The organism is Acidobacteriota bacterium (assembly GCA_020845575.1).
GTDB lineage: Bacteria > Acidobacteriota > Vicinamibacteria > Vicinamibacterales > Vicinamibacteraceae > Luteitalea.
The window spans coordinates 95,345-113,892 of record JADLFL010000076.1 but is presented as its reverse complement, the minus strand read 5'-3'; the positions used below and the strand labels follow the sequence as shown (position 1 = coordinate 113,892).

At 67.5% G+C, this 18,548-nt stretch carries 10 protein-coding genes and 3 pseudogenes; 10 read left to right on the top strand and 3 right to left on the bottom strand.

Annotation, left to right across the window (positions count from 1 at the left end; translation table 11 throughout):
* Position 1: 1 nt before the first annotated feature.
* The 6 genes from IT182_19610 to IT182_19585 all read left to right on the top strand — a co-directional run bounded on the left by IT182_19610 (position 2) and on the right by IT182_19585 (position 11,934).
* Positions 2-1,363 (top strand): serine hydrolase, encoded by a 1,362-nt coding sequence (locus IT182_19610; protein MCC6165557.1) that lies wholly within the window; start codon positions 2-4, stop codon positions 1,361-1,363.
* A gap of 188 nt (positions 1,364-1,551) precedes the next feature.
* Positions 1,552-2,784 carry an MFS transporter gene (locus IT182_19605; GenBank protein MCC6165556.1) on the top strand — a complete coding sequence of 411 codons (1,233 nt, stop codon included), beginning with the start codon at positions 1,552-1,554 and terminating at the stop codon, positions 2,782-2,784.
* Positions 2,781-4,247 carry an L-fucose/L-arabinose isomerase family protein gene (locus IT182_19600; protein ID MCC6165555.1) on the top strand — a complete coding sequence of 489 codons (1,467 nt, stop codon included), beginning with the start codon at positions 2,781-2,783 and terminating at the stop codon, positions 4,245-4,247. Before IT182_19605 ends, IT182_19600 begins: the two co-directional genes overlap by 4 nt.
* 53 nt (positions 4,248-4,300) lie before the next feature.
* A complete protein-coding gene (locus IT182_19595; GenBank protein ID MCC6165554.1) occupies positions 4,301-7,444 on the top strand; it encodes a TonB-dependent receptor in 3,144 nt (1,047 codons plus the stop codon).
* 15 nt (positions 7,445-7,459) lie between these two features.
* The gene (locus IT182_19590; GenBank protein MCC6165553.1) at positions 7,460-9,832 is read left to right on the top strand and encodes a penicillin acylase family protein; all 2,373 of its coding nucleotides are present in this window, start codon (positions 7,460-7,462) and stop codon (positions 9,830-9,832) included.
* Positions 9,833-9,843: 11 nt separating this feature from the next.
* On the top strand, positions 9,844-11,934 hold the full coding sequence (locus tag IT182_19585) for a hypothetical protein (GenBank protein ID MCC6165552.1): 2,091 nt from the start codon (positions 9,844-9,846) through the stop codon (positions 11,932-11,934).
* Positions 11,935-12,065: 131 nt separating this feature from the next.
* Here IT182_19585 and IT182_19580 read toward each other — a convergent pair.
* Positions 12,066-12,209 (bottom strand): annotated as a pseudogene (locus tag IT182_19580) (LysR family transcriptional regulator).
* Between the two features lie 281 nt (positions 12,210-12,490).
* On the opposite strand from IT182_19580, the pseudogene IT182_19575 reads away from it, so the two are divergent.
* From IT182_19575 to IT182_19560, 4 genes and pseudogenes are all read left to right on the top strand, one after another.
* Positions 12,491-12,763 (top strand): annotated as a pseudogene (locus tag IT182_19575) (alpha/beta hydrolase).
* Positions 12,760-13,863 (top strand): alpha/beta hydrolase, encoded by a 1,104-nt coding sequence (locus IT182_19570; protein ID MCC6165551.1) that lies wholly within the window; start codon positions 12,760-12,762, stop codon positions 13,861-13,863. Before IT182_19575 ends, IT182_19570 begins: the two are co-directional and overlap by 4 nt.
* Before the next feature lie 44 nt (positions 13,864-13,907).
* A complete protein-coding gene (locus tag IT182_19565; protein MCC6165550.1) occupies positions 13,908-15,089 on the top strand; it encodes a carboxymuconolactone decarboxylase family protein in 1,182 nt (393 codons plus the stop codon).
* Positions 15,090-15,302: pseudogene (locus IT182_19560) on the top strand (aldo/keto reductase).
* 48 nt (positions 15,303-15,350) lie between these two features.
* Here the strand turns inward: IT182_19560 and IT182_19555 are convergent.
* Together IT182_19555 and IT182_19550 are read right to left on the bottom strand one after the other, a co-directional pair.
* On the bottom strand, positions 15,351-16,670 hold the full coding sequence (locus IT182_19555) for a hypothetical protein (GenBank protein ID MCC6165549.1): 1,320 nt from the start codon (positions 16,668-16,670) through the stop codon (positions 15,351-15,353).
* Between the two features lie 23 nt (positions 16,671-16,693).
* Positions 16,694-18,499: a Na+:solute symporter gene (locus tag IT182_19550; GenBank protein ID MCC6165548.1), complete on the bottom strand. Its 1,806-nt coding sequence runs from the start codon at positions 18,497-18,499 to the stop codon at positions 16,694-16,696.
* Positions 18,500-18,548: the final 49 nt, after the last annotated feature.

Here is an 18,548-nt window from a genome sequence, read left to right as displayed (position 1 = left end):
GATGTTTCACGACGCGTTGTCGCGCAGCCAACAGATCATTCGATCGGTAGTCGTCGTCGGCCTTCTCTCGTGCCTTGCCGTCCAGCCGTCACCGGGCCAGGGCATCACGGGACGCATCGACGGTACGGTGTCCGATTCCGAGGACCAGGCACCGGTATCGGCTCAGGTCTATTACCCGCCACCCGACAGCGCGGGCGGGTGGCGAACGCTGGCAGATCCCGGTCAGGTGCGACAGGTCGCCGGCATCGACGTCAACAGGCTCGATGGGGCGTTCGAGTACGCGAAGCGGACGAGTCAACACGGTGGATTGCTGGTCATCAGGCGCGGGTGGCTCGTCTACGAACGATACTTCGGCCGAGCGTCTCGTGATGTCACACCGTCCACGGCATCCATCGGGAAGACGTTCACCGCCATCGCGTGCGGCATCATGTTGCGAGATCACCGCGATCGGTTACCCGATGGGCTGGACACCAAGGTGTTCACGCGGACGTACCTGCCAGACGCCTTTCCGCTCAGTGACCCGAGAAAAGCCGATATCACGCTGGGGCAGTTGCTGGCGATGAGTTCGGGCATGTCCGAGTACGCCAGCGGCGGCGCACCGCCCACGGTTCCCCGCTTCGGGTACGTCGATTCAGAGGCGGTCCCGTTGGCACCCGGGCCGGCCGCAGATCCGTCGCTCGGCCGGGATCTCCGTGCTCTGCGTGCGCCGATGTGGACAGCGCCTGGTGGCGGGTACGTGTACTCCACCTCGGCAACCCACGTCCTGTCCATCCTCGTGCACGGCGTGACCGGGCAACTGATGGAGGACTATCTTCGGGAGAAGCTGGCCACGCCGATGCAATGGGGCCCCTGGGGCTGGCCGCCATCCGCCGATGGCACGCCCCAGACCAACACACCGGGAGGTGGCGGTGTCGCGGTGCGGGCAACGGACATGCTTCGCTACGGATACATGCTGCTCCACAAGGGACGCTGGGGCAATCAGCAGCTCGTGCCGGCAAGCTTCATCGAGCACGCGTCCAGGCCGTCACCCTACAACCCGCACACGATGTACAGCTTCCAGTTCACGTCGAACCAGGACGGGCACCTGGCTGGCGCCCCGCGTGATGCGTACTTCAAGTCCGGAACCAATGGCTACGGGCTCTACGTCGTTCCCTCGCTCGACCTGGTGGTCTGGAAGATCGGCGGCGTGGACGCGCAGTACCAATGGACTGCACGGGGTCTGCCGCAGAACGTGCCGTATGACGGAAGCCGCGCCACGTGGCGGTTGCATCCCCACGATCAGTTTCACGATCCGCCTCCTGACGTCGAGACCGGAGTGAGGCGGACGCTCGAGTTGGTCGTGTCCGCCGTCGTGGACTACTGACGAGAGGTTCGCACGTCGTGCGAGTGGGGCGGACGCGTTCATCCCGTGAACGCGTGTCCGTGATTGTCACTGGAGGAATGTGACGCAATGCGTTCACGCGCGATGAAGGTGGCCGGGGTGGTGGTCCTGGCCGGTCCGCCGCTGGCGTCGGCCGAGCGCCGCGAATCGGGGACGCGGGGTACGCGCGCATGAGCGAGGCGTCCCTCCCCTCGACAACGCGCGCCTGGGTCCTCTGTGGCCTGCTGTTCTGTGCCACGGCATTGAGCTTCCTGGATCGCCAGGTGCTCAGCGTGCTGGCACCGACGCTGGTGGACGAGTTCACGATGAGCAACACGACGTACGCGCGCGTCGTGACGGCGTTTGTCGCCAGTTACACCGTGATGTTCGCCGTGGGCGGTCGCGTGCTCGATGCGCTCGGCACGCGTCTCGGCCTGGGGTTGGCCGTCGGCGTGTGGTCGCTGGCCAGTGCCGCGCATGCGCTGGCGACCGGTGCGTGGAGCCTCGGGGCCGCGCGCTTTGCGCTCGGCGTAGGCGAAGGCGCGTGCTTCCCCGGCGCGACCAAGGGCGCCATCGAATGGATGCCCGCACACCGGCGTGCGCTGGCCGTGGGCGTGGCCAACGGCGGTTCCGCGTTCGGCGCCGTGCTCGCGCCTCCGCTGACGGCGTGGTGGGCCGAGACGCTCGGGTGGCGCGGCGCGTTCGCCGTCACTGCCGTGCTCGGTATGGCATGGCTTGTCGCCTGGACGCTGGCCACGCGCGGGCTGCCATCCGTGCATGCCGCGCCTTCGGCAGGCTCCGGCGTGCGGTTCCGTGATCTGCTCGCGCGACCAGCCGTGGCCAGGCTGGTCGCGGCCCGCTTCTGCTTCGATCCGGTCTTCTACCTGTACATGTTCTGGATTCCCCAGTACCTGTCGCGCGAGCGTGGCATGTCGCTCGCGCAGATCGGCGCACTGACCTGGATCCCGTTCCTCGCCGTCGGCCTGTCGACCATCGTCGGCGGGCGCCTGTCAGACCTGCTCGTCCAGCGCGGCTGGTCGCCGCGACGAGCGCGTCTGGCGTGGATGCTGGGGGCGGCGCTGTTCACGCCGGCCTCCTGGTTTGTCGTCGTGGCCAACGGTCCTGGCGTGGCCATCGCGTTGATGTCGGTGCTCATGCTCGCGCACGGGATCTGGATCGCCAACTTCATCACGCTGATCACCGACACGGTGGAATCCGGGGCCGTGGCGACGGCAGTCGGCCTGACCGGCATGGCCGGTGGCGTGGCCGCCATGCTGTCCAATCTCATCACGGGTCCGGTCGTCGATCGATTCGGCTTCGCGCCCGTCTTTCTCATCTCCGCCGTGGTGTACCCGATCGCGTGGCTCGTCATCGCCAGCCAGCGGTCGGTCGCCTCGGACGATATCCGAGGACACTTGCCGTGACCATTCCGCGCCGCAAACCTCGTGGAGCGCACGTCGGCGTGTTCGGCGTCGGCTACCACGTCTACTGGGCACAGTTCCCCGGATTGCTCGAGGAACTGCTCGCGAAGCTGGACGTGCTCGTCGCCAGGCTGGAACGACGCGGCGTCCGCGTGACCAACTTCGGGATGGTCGACAAGGCGCAGGACGCGTACGCGGTCCTGCCGCGCCTCAAGGCTGCCGACCTCGACATCGTGTTCTGCGACATGTTGACGTATGCGACGTCGGCCACCTTCGCGAACATCGTTCGCAACCTCGATGTGCCGATCGTGCTGGTGGCCCTCCAGCCGCTCGCTGCCCTGGACTACGCGCGTGCGACGACGCACATGCAGTTGGCCAACGACGACTTCTGCTCTGTCCCGGAGTTCACCGGCGTCGCCATCCGCATGGGCCGGCGGCCGCCGCCCGTCGTTCTCGGGACGCTCGAGAACGACCCCGAGGCCGAGGCCGACCTTGCCGACTGGTGCGATGTAGCGATGGCCCTCCGCGACGTCCGGACCGCGCGGATCGGGCACTTCGGCCATCCCATCGAGCACATGCTCGATATGCAGACAGACCAGGCGGCGCTCACCGCCGCCTTCGGCTGCCACATCGTGCAGACCGAAGCCGACGATCTCCTGTCGCTGGCCGCGGCGGTGACCGACGAGGAGGTGCGTCGCAAGGTCGACGAGATTCTCGCGTTGTTCGACACGCCGGACCCCGGCGCCGATCCGCTGACCCGCCGGCTGACCGACGAGGACCTGGAGGTGGCCGCGCGCGTGGCCGCGACGCTCGAGCGGTTCGTGGTCCACCACGACCTGGACGGCCTGGCCTATTACTACGCCGGGCAGCCAGGCAGCCAACTGCGGCACATCGTGACCAACTTGATCGTGGGCAACTCCCTGCTCACGGCGGCTGGCTTCCCGATGTGCGGCGAATCCGACCTCAAGACCTGTATCGCCATGCTGCTGATGGACCGCATCGACATCGGCGGCAGCTTCGCGGAGTTCCATCCGGTCGATTTCCGCGAGGGCTTCGTGCTCGTCGGGCACGACGGTCCGCACCACATCAACATCGCGCAGGGTCGGCCCTCGCTGCGCAGCCTGGCGGCGTACCACGGCAAGCCCGGGCGCGGTGCCAGCGTGGAGTTCAAGATCCGCGAAGGCCCGATCACCATGCTGAGCATCGGCGTGACGGCGCGGGGCACGTTCAAGTTCATCCTCGCCGAGGGCGAGAGCGTGGCCGGACCGATCCCGGCGACGGGCAACACCAACACGCGCGGCTTCTTCAAGCCCGACGTGCGGACGTTTCTCAAGCAATGGGTGGCCGAGGGGCCGACGCACCATTTCGCGCTCGGCGTGGGTCATCGGGCCGGAACGCTGCGGCGGATTGCCGATGCCCTCGGCATCGAGAGCGTCGTCGTCGGCGTGACGAGCGGACGAGTATGAGCGGTCAGACCCGGGTCGCGCCAGCCGCGCCCCCGGATGAAAGGAGCAACACGATGTCCGGAGTTCGAGTTCTCTTGGTGTTGATGCTGTGCGTCGCGTGTCCGACCGGGGCGCTTGCGCAGCTGGCCTCGCAGACGGGCCTGGTGGGGACCGTGCGCGACAGCGGCGGTGCCGTGATTCCCGGTGCGACGGTGACCGCCGTCAACGTCGGCACGCGCGACACCTACGAGGTGACCACCAACGGCGAGGGGCTGTACACCATTCCCAATGTCGCGTTGGGGCGGTACGAGATCAGCGTCGCCCTCCAGGGATTCAAGACGTACCAAGCCACGGGCGTGGAGGTTGCAGGCAACCAGGTGGTCCGCCGCGATGCCGTACTCGAGGTCGGCGCACTCACCGAGACCGTGGTGGTCGAAGGAGCGTCGACCACCCTGGCCACCGACCGCGCGGCACTCTCACAGACGATCGATTCACGAGCGGTCACCGAGTTGCCCACGGCCGACAGGAACGTCTGGGCCCTGGCCAGCACGACGCCCGGCGTCCTGAGCGGCAACTCGAGCGATATCGGCTACAGCTTTCGCGGGGCCGGCCAGCGCAACATCCAGAACAACATGACGCTCGATGGCATCAGTTCGAGTTCCAACCTGCTGGCGATGACCAGCATGCGCCCCATCCAGGCGGCCGTCGAGGAAGTGCAGGTGCAAACGGGCAGCACGTCGGCCGAGTACGGCTCGTTTCTCGGCGTGAACGTCAACGTCGTGACCAAGAGCGGCACCAACACGTTCCACGGGACCGGCTACGAGTACTACCGCAGCGAGGCGCTCAACGCGCGCGGGTACTTCGACAATCGCGCCGTGGCCAAGAACCCGCAGAGCAGCGATCAGTTCGGCGTCCAGTTCGACGGCCCGGTGGTCCTGCCGTTCTACGACGGACGCAATCGCACCTTCTTCATGGCTGCCGTCGAAGGCGTCCGCCAGAAGGGGCAGACCAGTCCCATCATCTCGGTGCCGACCGATCGGATGCGCCGTGGCGACTTCTCGGAGATCGCCACGCCGATCCGCAATCCGTTCACGCGCCAGCCGTTCCCGGGCAACGTCATCCCGTCGTCGATGCTGTCGCCCATCGCCCTCGAACTGATGGACTTCTATCCACGCGCCAACCTGCCTGGGACCGCGGCCAACTACCAGGGACCGGCGCTCGACAACGACTCGCACAATCAGGTCATCACCCGGGTCGATCAGAACCTCGGCAACCGTATCCGCCTGTCGTTCCGCTACAACTGGATGGAGAGCGACGAGGTCCTGACGCCATCGCCCATCGCGAGCGTCGCCGTGTTCCAGCCCAGGGTCAACAAGAACTGGCTGGCGTCCTACACGCACACGCTCAGCACGAATCTGCACAACGATTTCCGCATCGGCTATCACGATCTCGATTTCAGCACCGTCAATGCCGACTACGTCAACGGCGTCACCGGCTCTGGAGCCGCCCTCGGCATACCGGGATTCGACGCCGACGTGGTGTACGGCAACTCGGGCATTCCCTCGTTCTCCCCGACCGCCTTCAGCGGCCTCGGCGCCGGCGGCACCAACTGGTTCCAGTTCGACAAGACCTTCCAGGTGGCCAACGTCCTGTCGTACACCCGCGGCACCCACAACATCCGCGCCGGGTTCGACCTCAGACGTCTCGAGACCGGCCGGCGCGCCGCCAACACGCCGCGCGGCAGCTTCACGTTCAACGGCGACATGACCGGCTACTCGATGGCCGACTTCATGCTCGGACTGCCGCGCACCGTCGTCACATCGTCGGACCAGATTCCCGGGCACGTCGGCGGCTGGCGCAATGGCCTGTTCGTCAACGACGTGTGGCAGATCGGACCGAAGGTGACGCTGAGCCTGGGTCTCCGCTACGAACTGAATACGCCCGTCCAGACCTACTCCGGATACGCCACCGAACTGGACGACACCCGCACGCAGATCATCCCGGCGACACTACCGTCACCAGGCTTCGAGTTCCACGAGCCGAACAAGACCGACATCGCGCCGCGCATCGGCGCGACGTACCGCCTGTCGGACAAGACCGTCCTGCGAGCCGGGTGGGGCATCTACTCCAACCCCAACCAGATGAACTCGTTCACGTTCCTCACCAACAACCCCCCGCTGGCGGCGCGAACCACCTACACCAACGACCCGGCCAACCCGACGATGAGCCTGAGCCAGCCCACCGGTGTCGTCGGCCCGGCGGGGCCGCCCAATATGGTGACCCCGAACCGCGACCTTCCGAACGCCCGCAAGAACCAGTGGAGCGTCGACGTGCAGCACGAACTGTTCAAGGCCACCGTGGTCGAACTCCAGTACCTCGCCTCGCGGACCACTCACCTGGATCGCAGCTACTACGCGAACACGCCCCTGCCGGGTCCTGGCGCCATCGACCCAAGGCGCCCCAACCAGCTGTTCCGCGAGATTCGCGTGATCGAGAACGACCTCGTGTCCGACTACGACGCGGTCACCGCGGTGGTCCGGCGTCGCATGACCGCCGGCCTCGCGCTCAACGCCCACTACACCTGGTCGCGCACGCGCGACATGGCCGACCACTCCAACGCCGGCGGCCGCATCGTGAACAACTACGACATCTGGAGCGACTACGGGCCGGCGTCGTGGGATGTCCCCCATCGCCTGGTCATCAGCGGCATCTACGAATTGCCGTTCTTCAGGGATTCCGACTCCGCGTGGGTGCGTACCCTTGCCGGCGGCTGGCAGGTCAGCGGCGTAGCGACCTTCCAGAGCGGCACGCCGCTCAACGTCGTCATCCAGGGCGACCGGGCCAATGTCGGCAGCCCCAACCAGCGGCCCGACGTCCTGCGCGACGTGAGTCTGAACTGCCGGCCGAATCCCTCAGGCCTGGGACTTGTCGACTGCATCGATCCGGCGGCCTTCGCGATGCCCGCGCAGTACACGTTCGGCAACGCCCCACGGAACATGCTGCGCGGGCCTGGCTACAGTCGAACGGATCTCTCGATCATGAAGACGTTCGCGTTCGCCGGCCGCTATCGCCTCACGGCGCAGGCGCAGATCCTCAACGTGTTCAACGAGGTGAACTGGGGGGCGCCCAACACCACGCTCGGCGCGGCCAATTTCGGACGAATCACCTCGGCCCTCGACATGCGCACGGCGGAACTGGGTATCAGGTTCAACTTCTGAGGCACAGGAACGACCATGCCGCGAAGCATCGTCGCACTGCTGGTGCTGGTGCCCGTCCTGCTGTGGTCGCGGGTGGCGGGGCAGGCACCGGCCCCGCCCTCCTTCGATGCGCTGGCACGGCAGTCGCTCAGCCGGATCGACGGCAGCGAGACGGTTGCTGGTCTCCGCGCACCGGTCGAGATCATCCGCGACACGTGGGGCGTGCCGCACATCTACGCGGCGAATACCGACGACCTGTTCTTCGCCCAGGGCTACGTCCAGGCGCAGGACCGCCTCTGGCAGATGGAGCTGTGGCGTCGCTACAACGGCGGCCGGCTGGCGGAGATCCTCGGCGAGCAGGCGGTCGCGCACGACCGCCTGCTGCGGCTCGTCCAGTACCAGGGACCGTGGGACGACCGCGAGTTTGCCAGCTATCACCCGGAAGCGCGGCGCATCTTCACCGCGTTTGCCAGCGGCGTGAACGCCTACATCGACGCCCATCGCGGCAACCTGCCGGTCGAGTTCGTGTTGACGGGCATCACGCCGGAGCCATGGACCATCCGCGATGTCGTCCTGCGCGTACCGGCGCGCTCGCTGACGAGCGCGCGCACGGAACTCCGGTTCGCCCTCGATGTGGCGCGCCTCGGTGTGGACCAGGCCAGCCGGCGCGCGCGGCAGGACCCCGACATTCCGCTGACGGTTCCGCGGGGGCTCGACCTCTCGATCCTCTCGCCGTCGGTTCTTGACGCTCTCCAAGGCGTCCTGCCCGTCGTGCCGTTCCCGCGGCCGCCGTTGCTCGACGCCTACCGCGGTGCGCCCGGCGCCGTCGCCTCGCTGGACATGGGCACGCCCGAGCACGCACCGGGCAGCAACAACTGGGTGTTCCGCGGTACGCACACCGCCAGTGGCGCCGTGCTGCTCGCCAACGATCCGCACCGGCAGGTCGCCAACCCCTCGCTGCGCTACATCGTCCACCTCGTCGCCCCGGGGTGGGACGTCATCGGGGCGACCGAGCCGGCGATTCCCGGGGTGGCGATCGGCCACAACGGGCGGGTCGGCTGGGGGCTGACGATCGTCGGCACCGACTACGACGATGTGTTCGTGGAGGAACTGAACCCGGCCGATCCGGGCCAGGCCAGATGGCAGGGCGAGTGGTACCCCTTGCGTGTTGTTGCCGACACCATCGCGGTGCGCGGCGGCGCGGACCGGACGATTGAACGCAAGTACAGTCGGCACGGGCCCATCTTCTACGAAGACCTCGTGAATCACCGCGCGTACGCGTTGCGTTCGACGCTGCAAGAACCCGGGACCGCCGAGTATCTCGGCGCGCTGCGCCTGAACCAGGCATCGATCACGCCAACCTGTCGAGAGTTCCTTACACATCAGCGCCACTACCTGGCGCCGTCCGAGAACATGATCTGCGGCGATGTCGAGGGCAACATCGCGTGGCACGCGTCGAGCCTCACGCCCCGCCGCGAGGGCGGCTGGTACGGCCGGATGCCCGTACCAGGGACGGGCGCCTACCGATGGAACGGCTTCCGCGACGACCTGCCGTACGAGTTCAACCCGGCTCGTGGCTGGATCGCGACGGCCAATCACAACATCATGCCCGCCGGGTACTATCCCCCGCTCTTCTTCAAGCGCGGGCCGTACGTGCGCTGGGATCGTCTCAATCAGGTCCTCGGCGGGAGCACCCGGCTCGGTCCGAAGGACTTCGAGCGCGTCCAGCACGACACGACTTGGCCATATCTCGAGGCCGAGAAGGCGTTCCTGCGGACGTGGACGTCCGGGCGGGAGGACGTCGAGTGGGCGCGCCAGACGATGCTGGCGTGGGATGGTCGCTACGTGGCCGGCAGCGCCGCGGCGGCGATCCACAACACCTGGCGCCGCCATCTGGATCCGGACGCGCTGGAGGTGGACGGCGACCCTGGCCGCGGCGGTGTCGGCGAGGCGGTGCGGAACCTCGCTCTCGCCTCTCCGACCGTGGCACGCACGTCGGCGGCTCGGACGGCACTCGAGAAGGCGGTGGACACGCTCACCAGGACGCTCGGCGCCGACAGGCGCGAATGGCGGTGGGGGCGCCTGCATCGGAGCGAGTTCCCGCACCCACTCGTGAGCGCCTACGATCTGCCAGGCGTGGAGCGGGACGGCGGCGGCGACACGGTGGCCTCCACAGGCGCGACGTTCCGCGAGATCATCGATTTCTCCAATCTCGACGACTCGCGCGTGACCAACACGCCGGGGCAGTCGGCGCAGCCGGGCAGCCCGTACTACGGCAACCTGCGGGAGCCGTGGTCCAGGGGGCAGTACTTTCCGCTGCGGTACTCGCGCACGGCCGTCGAGCAGGCCGCGGCCCATACGCTGGTGTTGAAACCTGCTGTCGTCGCCAGGGGTGCGGCCGACAGGTGAGGAGGATGGACGTGAGGATTCGCAATTGGCGGCTGACGATCGGCCTGGGAATCGCCCTGTGTGCCGCACACCCGGCCGACGCAGAAGTCGTCAGAGTCGAGATCATCAAGCGGGAACCGGTCCTGGACGGACGCGCGTTCGGTGCCGTCGGCCCCTATGAGCGTGTGGTCGGCAGGATTCACTTCGCGATCGACCCGGATCTGCCGGCCAACCGGGCGATCGTCGACGCCGGCCTCGCGCCGCGCAACGCCGACGGGCGCGTCGAGTCCTCGTCCGATCTGTACGTTCTGCGTCCCGTGGACCCGGCCAAGGGGAACGGCACGGTGCTCTTCGAGGTCGGCAACCGGGGCCGCAAAGGTCTGCTGGACACGTTCAGCATGGCCCGCACGTCACTCGATCCGCGCACGCCGGAGCACTTCGGCGACGGCTTCCTCATGGAACGTGGTTACACGCTGGCGTGGGTCGGATGGCAGGCTGACGTCGCCGACCATCTCGAGACGGTGTACACGAGCGTCAAGCCCGGCACGCCGCCCAACCCGCACCTGCTGCGGTTCCACGCGCCGGTGGCCACGCAGGACGGTAAGCCCATCAGAGGGTGGGTGCGGTCCGACTTCGTCCCCAACGTGAAGAGCCTCAGCTTCCATGTCGCCGACCGGACGCACCGGCCCTATGAGGTGGCCGACCCGGATGACCCCGGCATCCGGCTCACGGTGCGTGCCCGCCGTAACGACCCGCGCGAGGTGATCCCGCGCGATCGCTGGCAGTTTGCCCGCGAGGTCGACGGTAAGCCGGTGCCGAGCCGCGCGCACGTCTTCATGGCATCCGGATTCGAGGCAGGAAAGATCTACGAGATCGTCTATCCGGCCGAGAACCCCGTCGTGGTCGGGCTCGGCCTGGCTGCCGTGCGCGACTTCGTGTCGTTCCTGAAGTACGGAAGCGCCGGCGTGCTCGCCGGCCGCACGGGCAGTGACTGGCCGCGATACGCGCGGACCATTGGTTTCGGCTCGTCGCAGACCGGACGATTCCTGCGGATGTTCCTCTACCAGGGGTTCAACGCCGACGAGCGCGGACGCCAGGCGTTCGATGGCGTATGGGCGCACGTGGCCGGCGGCGGGCGTGGCAGCTTCAATCATCGCTTCGCGCAGCCCTCGCGTGACGCGCGTCCGCACTTCAACTTCTTCTACCCGACCGATGTCTTCCCGTTCAGCGATGTCGAGCAGACCGACCCGGAGACCGGGCGCACCGACGGGCTCCTGACGCGTGTGAAGGCCGCCAAGGTGGTGCCGCGGATTTTCCAGACCAACTCGTCGTACGAGTACTACGGGCGCGCCGCCTCGCTCATTCACACCACGCTGGACGGGGCACGCGACGTTGCCCCCGATCCGAGTACCCGCATCTACCTGCTCGCGGGCAGTCAGCACGGACCCGGCCGCTTCCCACCGACTGCGGGAGCGGGCCAGAACCCTGGCAACGCACATGACTTCCGCTACGCGATGCGTGCGCTCCTGGTGGGCATGCAGGAGTGGCTTCAGACGGGCGTCGAACCACCGGCATCGCGCTATCCGACGGTTGCCGACGGGACGCTCGTGGCGCTGAAGGACCTGCGCTTCCCGAAGATACCCGGAGTGGCCGTGCCGCAGCGCATGCACCACGCCGACCGTCTCGATTTCGGCCCGGAGTTCGTGACCAAGGGCATCATCGCCTTCGAACCACCGCGGCTCGGCACGCCCTTCGTCAACAAGGTGCCGCAAGTGGATCCTGGCGACGGCAACGAGATCGCGGGAATCCGCCTGCCCATCATCCAGGTGCCGCTCGCGTCGCACACGGGTTGGAATCTCCGACGGCCCGACATCGGCGCACCCGATGAACTCCTCAGCATGGTGGGCTCGTTCCTGCCGTTTGCGCGTACCAGGGCGGAGCGATTGGCGTCGGGCGACCCGCGGCCGTCAATCGAAGAACGCTACCCGGATCGCCGCGCCTACCTGGCGCGCATCGAAACGGCCTGCACCCGGCTCGTTGCCGACCGCTACATGCTGGCGCAGGATGTTGCCGCCGCCGTCGAGCAGGCCGGCGCGCAATGGGATCACCTCACGGGCCGCTGAGCATGTCCCCGATCGACGCCTGCGCCGGCGCGACCGACGATGCCGCGACGCGGCCCGCGCATCATCACGTCCGCCGGCACCGCCATCGACGCACACACAATCGACTGCAGCCCTCTGCGGGTGCGTGCGACATCTGTCGGTGCCACGCTGCGCGTCGTGCGCGCCAGCAACTGCACGCCAAGACGTTCCTCCAGGCCGCGGACGGCATGGCTCAGCGCGGACCGAGACACGCCCAGCCGTTTCGCCGCCTTCGTGAAGCTCCGCTCGTCCGCCACCGTGAGGACTGAGGTGAGGGACGTTCAGGTTGTGGAACTGCATTGATGAATGACATTCACATCCCCATCCACGTCTGACGGTCTACTCGGACGCGGTGCGGCTGGTTATGCTGGACGGGCGCGACAGCGACACGAGCGTCAGCGCACACGAAGGAACCCTCCGTGACACACCAGATGTCCAGCCTCGCCATCGCGCTCGCCTTGCCATCGATGACGGCGGGCTGCGCGCCACCAGGCGCGGCACGCACCGCCCGCGACGCGTCGGCGCTGGTCATCCGGGCGAGAAGCTCACCCGCATCCCGATCGCCATTCACTACGGCGACAACTTTCCGGTCGAGCCGCCCACGGCCCGCGGACAGGACAACTGGCGGGTGCGGCTCGCGATGGCCAGGCTCTGGGTCGACATCGTGAACAGGCATGGCGGCGATGCCCAACTCGTGCATCTTCCTGATGTCGGCATCCGCAGCAACACGCACGTCCTGATGTCCGACCTGAACAACGTGCAGATCGCCGATCTGGTGTCGCAGTTCCTTGCCGGAAAGAAGCTGTCATGACCGCTCACGCCATCAACACGAGCCGACGCAAGTTCCTCGGAGCCTCCGCGCTGGTGCTCTCGGGTGCAGTACCAGGAGTTCGAGCCATGACCAACGCGACCGCCAACGCACGCACGTCGACACAGAATCCGTGGACCCTGGTGTATCGCGATGCCATCGCGACGAACGAGCCAGGCAAGGTCAACATCCGTCCCGTCACCTACAAGCTGACCGGCCTGGACATCGTCGGCAACGTCTACACCCCGGCCAACCACGACCCGCAGCGGACATATCCTGCAGTCGTCGTCGCGCATCCGAACGGCGGAGTCAAGGAACAGGTCGCGGGGCTGTATGCCCAGCGCCTCGCCGCGGAGGGCTACATCACGATCACCGCGGATGCCGCGTATCAGGGCGGCAGCGGTGGCGCGCCGCGCAACGTCGACAAGCCTGCCTATCGCATCGAGGACATCCACGGCATGGCGGACTTCATCACCAGGTACCCTGGCGCCGATGGGACGCGCCTGGGCGTGCTCGGCATCTGCGGCGGTGGCGGCTACGCGCTGGCTGCGGCCAAGACCGACAAGCGCTTCACGTCGGTAGCGACGTTGAGCATGTTCAACTCCGGGCGAGTGCGGCGGAACGGCTTCGCAGATTCACAACTGGACACGATCCAGGAACGTCTGCGGCAGGCGTCGGAGGCTCGCGCCCGGGAGATGGCGGGTGGTCCGGTCTCGTATGCCGGTGATGCCGACATGACGGATGCGCAGATCGCGGTTCTGCCCTTCGAGATGTATCGGCAGGGGTACCAGTACTATTGGCGGACCCACGCGCACGCGTGCTCGACTTTCAGGTACACCATGAGCAGCCTGCTGGACCTGATGCGGTGGGATGCCACCGATCAGATCGCCCTGATCGACCAGCCGCTCCTCATGATGGCCGGCAGCAAGGCCGACAGCCTGTACATGACCGAGGACGCGTTCCACAAGGCGACCGGCACGAAGGACAAGGAACTGTTCACGATCGATGGCGCAACACACATCGAGACCTATTGGGTGCCCGAGTATGTCGAGGCCGCCATGGGCAAGCTGACGCCGTTCTTCGCGCGCACACTCGGCCGCTGATCGCAGCAGCCCGAGATCCGGCTGAGGCAACGATCGGAGCATCCATGAATCTCCCGGTATTGATCGTCACGGCGACGGCGCTGCTTGCGTCGGCGTCGGCGGAGGCACAGACGGTGGACATCACGCGCGGCGGCTCTCGCGCCGTCCGGCCAGGACCGACAGAGAACTTCACGGGTGCGGTGCGCGTCGAGATGCTGTTCGAGGCGGCCGACCCCTCACATGCCAGTGGCGGAACGGTCACGTTCGAGGCCGGCGCCCGCACCGCGTGGCACGCGCATCCGCGCGGCCAGGTGCTGATCGTGACCGCCGGCGTCGGCCGAGTCCAGCAATGGGGTGATGGCGTCCAGGAGATCCGCACGGGCGACGTCGTCAGAATCCCGGCCGGCCAGAAGCACTGGCATGGGGCGTCACCGCGCGCGTCCATGACCCACATCGCCGTCAGCGAGCACCAGAACGGCACGACCGTGCAGTGGATGGAGCCGGTAACCGACGAGCAGTACCACGCGGCCCCGCAGGCGCAACGCGGCGCGCCGGCGCAGGGCACGATGCGACCGTCCGGACCCCGGCAACAACGACTCGCGCCTGGGCTCGCACGGCTGACCGACGAAGTGTTGTTCGGCGACGTGTGGCGGCGTACCGAGCTGTCGCCGCGCGACCGGAGTCTCGTGACGATTTCGGTGCTCATCGCCACGGGAAAGTCGGCCCAGTTGACCGGGCACCTGGGGCGGGCGCTGGACAACGGCCTGCGGCCGTCGGAGGCATCAGGCGTGCTCGCCCATCTGGCGATCTACTCCGGATGGCCGAATGCGGTCTCGGCGCTCGAGGCGTACGAGCAGGTGTACACCGCTCGCAACGTCGATACGCAGGCGCTTGCCGACGCCGCGGCTCGTACCGCTACCGCCGGTGCAAAGACGTCACGGCGCGAAGGCGTGAGCGATGCCGTGGCGGCGACCGCCCGGAAGTTCGCACAGCTCACCAGCGAGGTCGTGTTCGACGACCTCTGGCGACGCGGCGACCTGAGTGTCCGCGATCGAAGTCTGGTCACGATCGCCGCACTCGCCGGTATGGGTGCGCATGACCAACTCCAGCCGTATGTGCAGCGTGGCGTCGCCAGTGGCCTCACGCGCGCGCAGGTCGTGGAGGCGTTGACCCACGTGGCCTTCTACGCCGGATGGCCCAGGGCGACTGCGGCGCTGACCGCAGTGACCGGCACCCCTCCGCCCTGAATCACAGGCCATCCACCACCGGAACATGACCTGGTCGCAAACCGCGTGGCGTTCGACAGGGGCATCACGTTCTTCGACACCGCCGAAGCCTACGGCCCGCATGAATGCGAGCGGATTCTGGGCGAGGCCATCGTGCCGTTCCGCGACGAGGTCGTGATCACGTCGAAGTTCGGCTGGAACATCGATCAGCAGACCGGCCAGCGGCGACCGGGGCAGCAGCGCGGGCGTGCGCGACGGGCATTCGACGCACTTTCCACCCGGTCATTCCTGCTCCCAGTAGGTGACGCGTCCGTCCTTCTGGGCGACGAACCGCACGCCGCCGTCCTGCGAGATCACGATGACGATGGCGCCCGGCAGCGCGCCCGCCAGCCGGTACGCGGACCGGTGACGGGCTCCGACGTTCTCGGTGCCTTCCTCCGCGACGGCGTTGCCGTCGAGGTCGAGCGCTCTGTCCACGCGTCTCACCGCCGGCAGTCGGCCGGAGATCATCCCGCCGAACCCGAGGATGTCGTGCTGCTTGTTCAACACGACGGCGCCGTCGGTGGACGCGAGTCCGGCGATGAGATGGGCCATCTCGAAGAGTGCTTCATCGAGCGTGGCCAACTCATCGTCAGGCGTGGTTTCGAACTCCGCCCACCCGACGGGGTCGTTCGGGCGCGGGCCGTCGCCATGGAGGGCGGCGAGACGGTTCAGGATGGACACGACGAGATCGGGAAACGACCCCTGCCTGGGGACGTCCTCGAAGCCGTACTTGAGATCGATGAAGGGATCGGCAGCACACAGATCCTGCGCGGTCTCCATCGGCACGAAGACGATCGTGCCCCCGTGTCGCGCGTGGCGCAGCAGGGCGATCGCGCGCTTCATCATGCGTTGCGAGATGGCGTGCGAGAGGTTCGACGCGATCGGTGCCCAGTGAACGGCGGACGCCTCACGCGCGCGGAAGTGGCGGACCTCCATCTCCGCACGGAGGTCCGCGAATCGATCGGGCAGCCACGTGGACGCGAACGCGTCCGCCCGCGAACCCGAGATGCGGCCTCCCTGAAGTCTTGCGACGAGTTCCGGTCCGCGGTACACGCTCACGACGCCCGGCGCCTCGACATGCGCGACAGGCACCGCCGGGAGTGGCGCGCCCGCCCGCCGGCCGCCCTGGACGTCCCGAAGCCAGCGCGGCCCTGAGTTGACCAGGCCCCAGATCCGCAAGCTGCCGTCGCCGTCCTGGTGTGCGCCGATGAGCATCCGGTGCATGTCGGCCGCCACGGCGAGTCGTCGCAGCTGATTGGCATCGAGCGGACACGCGTCGCAGAAGGCGAGCCGACGCAAGCCGGCTGGCGCAACGCCGCCAGCCGGGAACTGGTCCGGCGAGGCGAGGATCGCGCGGAATGTCACGGGGCGCTCTTCTTCGCGCAGCAGGCTCGCCTGGTAGCACGCCGACAGGAAATGCGTCAACGTGGCCAGTTCCGGCACCGGAGCCTGCGGCGCGGCTGGCGGCGGCGTCGACCACCGGTCCAGGGCGAACCTGGCAAGGTCGGGCGGATAGTCGTACGCCGCGTCCACACGCGTCGAAGGGAGTTGGCCAGGCATGTCGCGACCCCGAGTCACCACTCTCACCGTGCTGTCGTCGGCCACTGACGCTTGATCACGGCGATCACGACGGCGCTGGTGGCCAGGCAGACGACGACGAGGGCGATCGCGTAGCCCATGCGGCCGTAGAGCACGTTGCCGACGGCGAACAGGGCCGACCAGATCATCGCGCAGCCGGCGAGCCAGCCGAGCAGGCCCAGCGGAATGTTGTCGCCCCGCGTGCCGTCGTCGGTGAGATCGCCGGCGATGGCGCGGATCGGCGCCCAGCCCGGGCCCACCGGTCTCACCTTGCGATAGAACGCGACGAGCACGTCACGGTCGGTGGCCGGCGCCACAAACGCGGTGATCACCCAGCACACGGTGGTGATCGCGATCGTGATGAGCAGCGCGCGGTGCGTGCTGACCGGCGTGCCCGCGCGTGCGAGCGCGAGGAAGCCGAGCGACACGAGAAACGAGCTCACCATCGCGGCAATCTCGCACCACGCGTTCACGCGCCACCAGAACCAGCGCGCGAGATACAGCAGGCCCGTGCCGGCGCCCACCTGCAGGATGATGTCGAACGCATCCTTGGCCGTGTCGAGCAGATAGACCGTCGCTGCCGAGCAGAGGAACAGTCCGATTGTCGCCAGGCGCCCCATCAGGACGTAGTGCGCCTCGGTGGCGTCGCTCCTGATGAAGCGCCGATAGAAGTCGTGCACGAGATACGACGCGCCCCAGTTCAGGTGCGTGAGGATCGTCGACGAGTTGGCGGCGACGAGGCCGCCGACCATGAGGCCCGCAAAACCCACGGGCAGGAACTTCAGCATGGCGGGATACGCGATGTCGTGGCCGATGAGGCCCGGGTCCACTGCCGGGAACGCCGCCCTGATGTCCGAGAGTTCCGGGTACACGACGATCGAGGCGAGCGCCACGAGAATCCACGGCCACGGGCGCAGCACGTAGTGCGCCACGTTGAAGAAGAGCACGCTCCCGAGTGCGTCGCGTTCCGACTTGGACGCGAGCATGCGCTGCGCGATGTAACTGCCGCCGCCCGGCTCCGCGCCGGGATACCACACCGCCCACCACTGCACGGCGATCGGCATCACGAACACCGCGACCGCCAGTTCCCAGTGATTGGCGAAGTCGGGCAGCACGGCAAGATAGTCGATGCCGTCAGGTCCACGCGTCGTCGAGAGCTTCGTGATGAGGCCGTCGAGTCCGCCCACGCCCGGCGCGTGCAGCGCGAAGTACGCCGCGGCGATGACGGCCGTCATCTTGATGAAGAACTGGATCATGTCGATGACCAGCACGCCCCACAACCCCGAGTGCGCCGCGAACGCGACATTGAGCAGGCCGACGGCCGCCAGTGTCTGCCATCGCTCGAGGCCGAACAGGATCGCCATGATCTTGCAGGCGGCCAGGTTCACCGTCGCCATGATGATGCTGTTGAAGAACAGTCCGAGATACACCGCGCGAAATCCCCGCACCCAGCTCGCGGGGCGCCCCGAGTACCGCACCTCGTAGAACTCGAGGTCGGTCATCACGCCCGAGCGACGCCACAGCCGCGCGTAGAAGAACACCGTCGACACGCCGGTCAGCACGAACGCCCACCACACCCAGGTCCCCGCCACGCCGTTGCGGCGCACGATGTCGGTGACGAGGTTGGGCGTGTCGCTGCTGAACGTCGTGGCCACCATCGACAGGCCCGCCAGCCACCACGGCACCGATCGGCCCGACGCGAAGAACTCCGACGTGCTCTGGCCCGCGCGCCTCCCGAACAACAGCGCCGGCGCGAAACAGACGATGAGCGTGCCGATCAGGATCAGCCAGTCGATGGCCGCGAGTTGCATGGTGCGCAGAGTCTAGCAGGACACCGGAATCGGCAACGGGCAACCGGTC

Bases quoted from the DNA above. Each gene is read 5' to 3' on its own strand.
- IT182_19610 (MCC6165557.1), top strand. From the start codon at position 2: ATGTTTCACGACGCGTTGTCGCGCAGCCAACAGATCATTCGATCGGTA.
- IT182_19605 (MCC6165556.1), top strand. From the start codon at position 1,552: ATGAGCGAGGCGTCCCTCCCCTCGACAACGCGCGCCTGGGTCCTCTGT.
- IT182_19595 (MCC6165554.1), top strand. From the start codon at position 4,301: ATGTCCGGAGTTCGAGTTCTCTTGGTGTTGATGCTGTGCGTCGCGTGT.
- IT182_19590 (MCC6165553.1), top strand. From the start codon at position 7,460: ATGCCGCGAAGCATCGTCGCACTGCTGGTGCTGGTGCCCGTCCTGCTG.
- IT182_19570 (MCC6165551.1), top strand. From the start codon at position 12,760: ATGACCGCTCACGCCATCAACACGAGCCGACGCAAGTTCCTCGGAGCC.
- IT182_19565 (MCC6165550.1), top strand. From the start codon at position 13,908: ATGAATCTCCCGGTATTGATCGTCACGGCGACGGCGCTGCTTGCGTCG.
- IT182_19555 (MCC6165549.1), bottom strand. From the start codon at position 16,670: ATGCCTGGCCAACTCCCTTCGACGCGTGTGGACGCGGCGTACGACTAT.
- IT182_19550 (MCC6165548.1), bottom strand. From the start codon at position 18,499: ATGCAACTCGCGGCCATCGACTGGCTGATCCTGATCGGCACGCTCATC.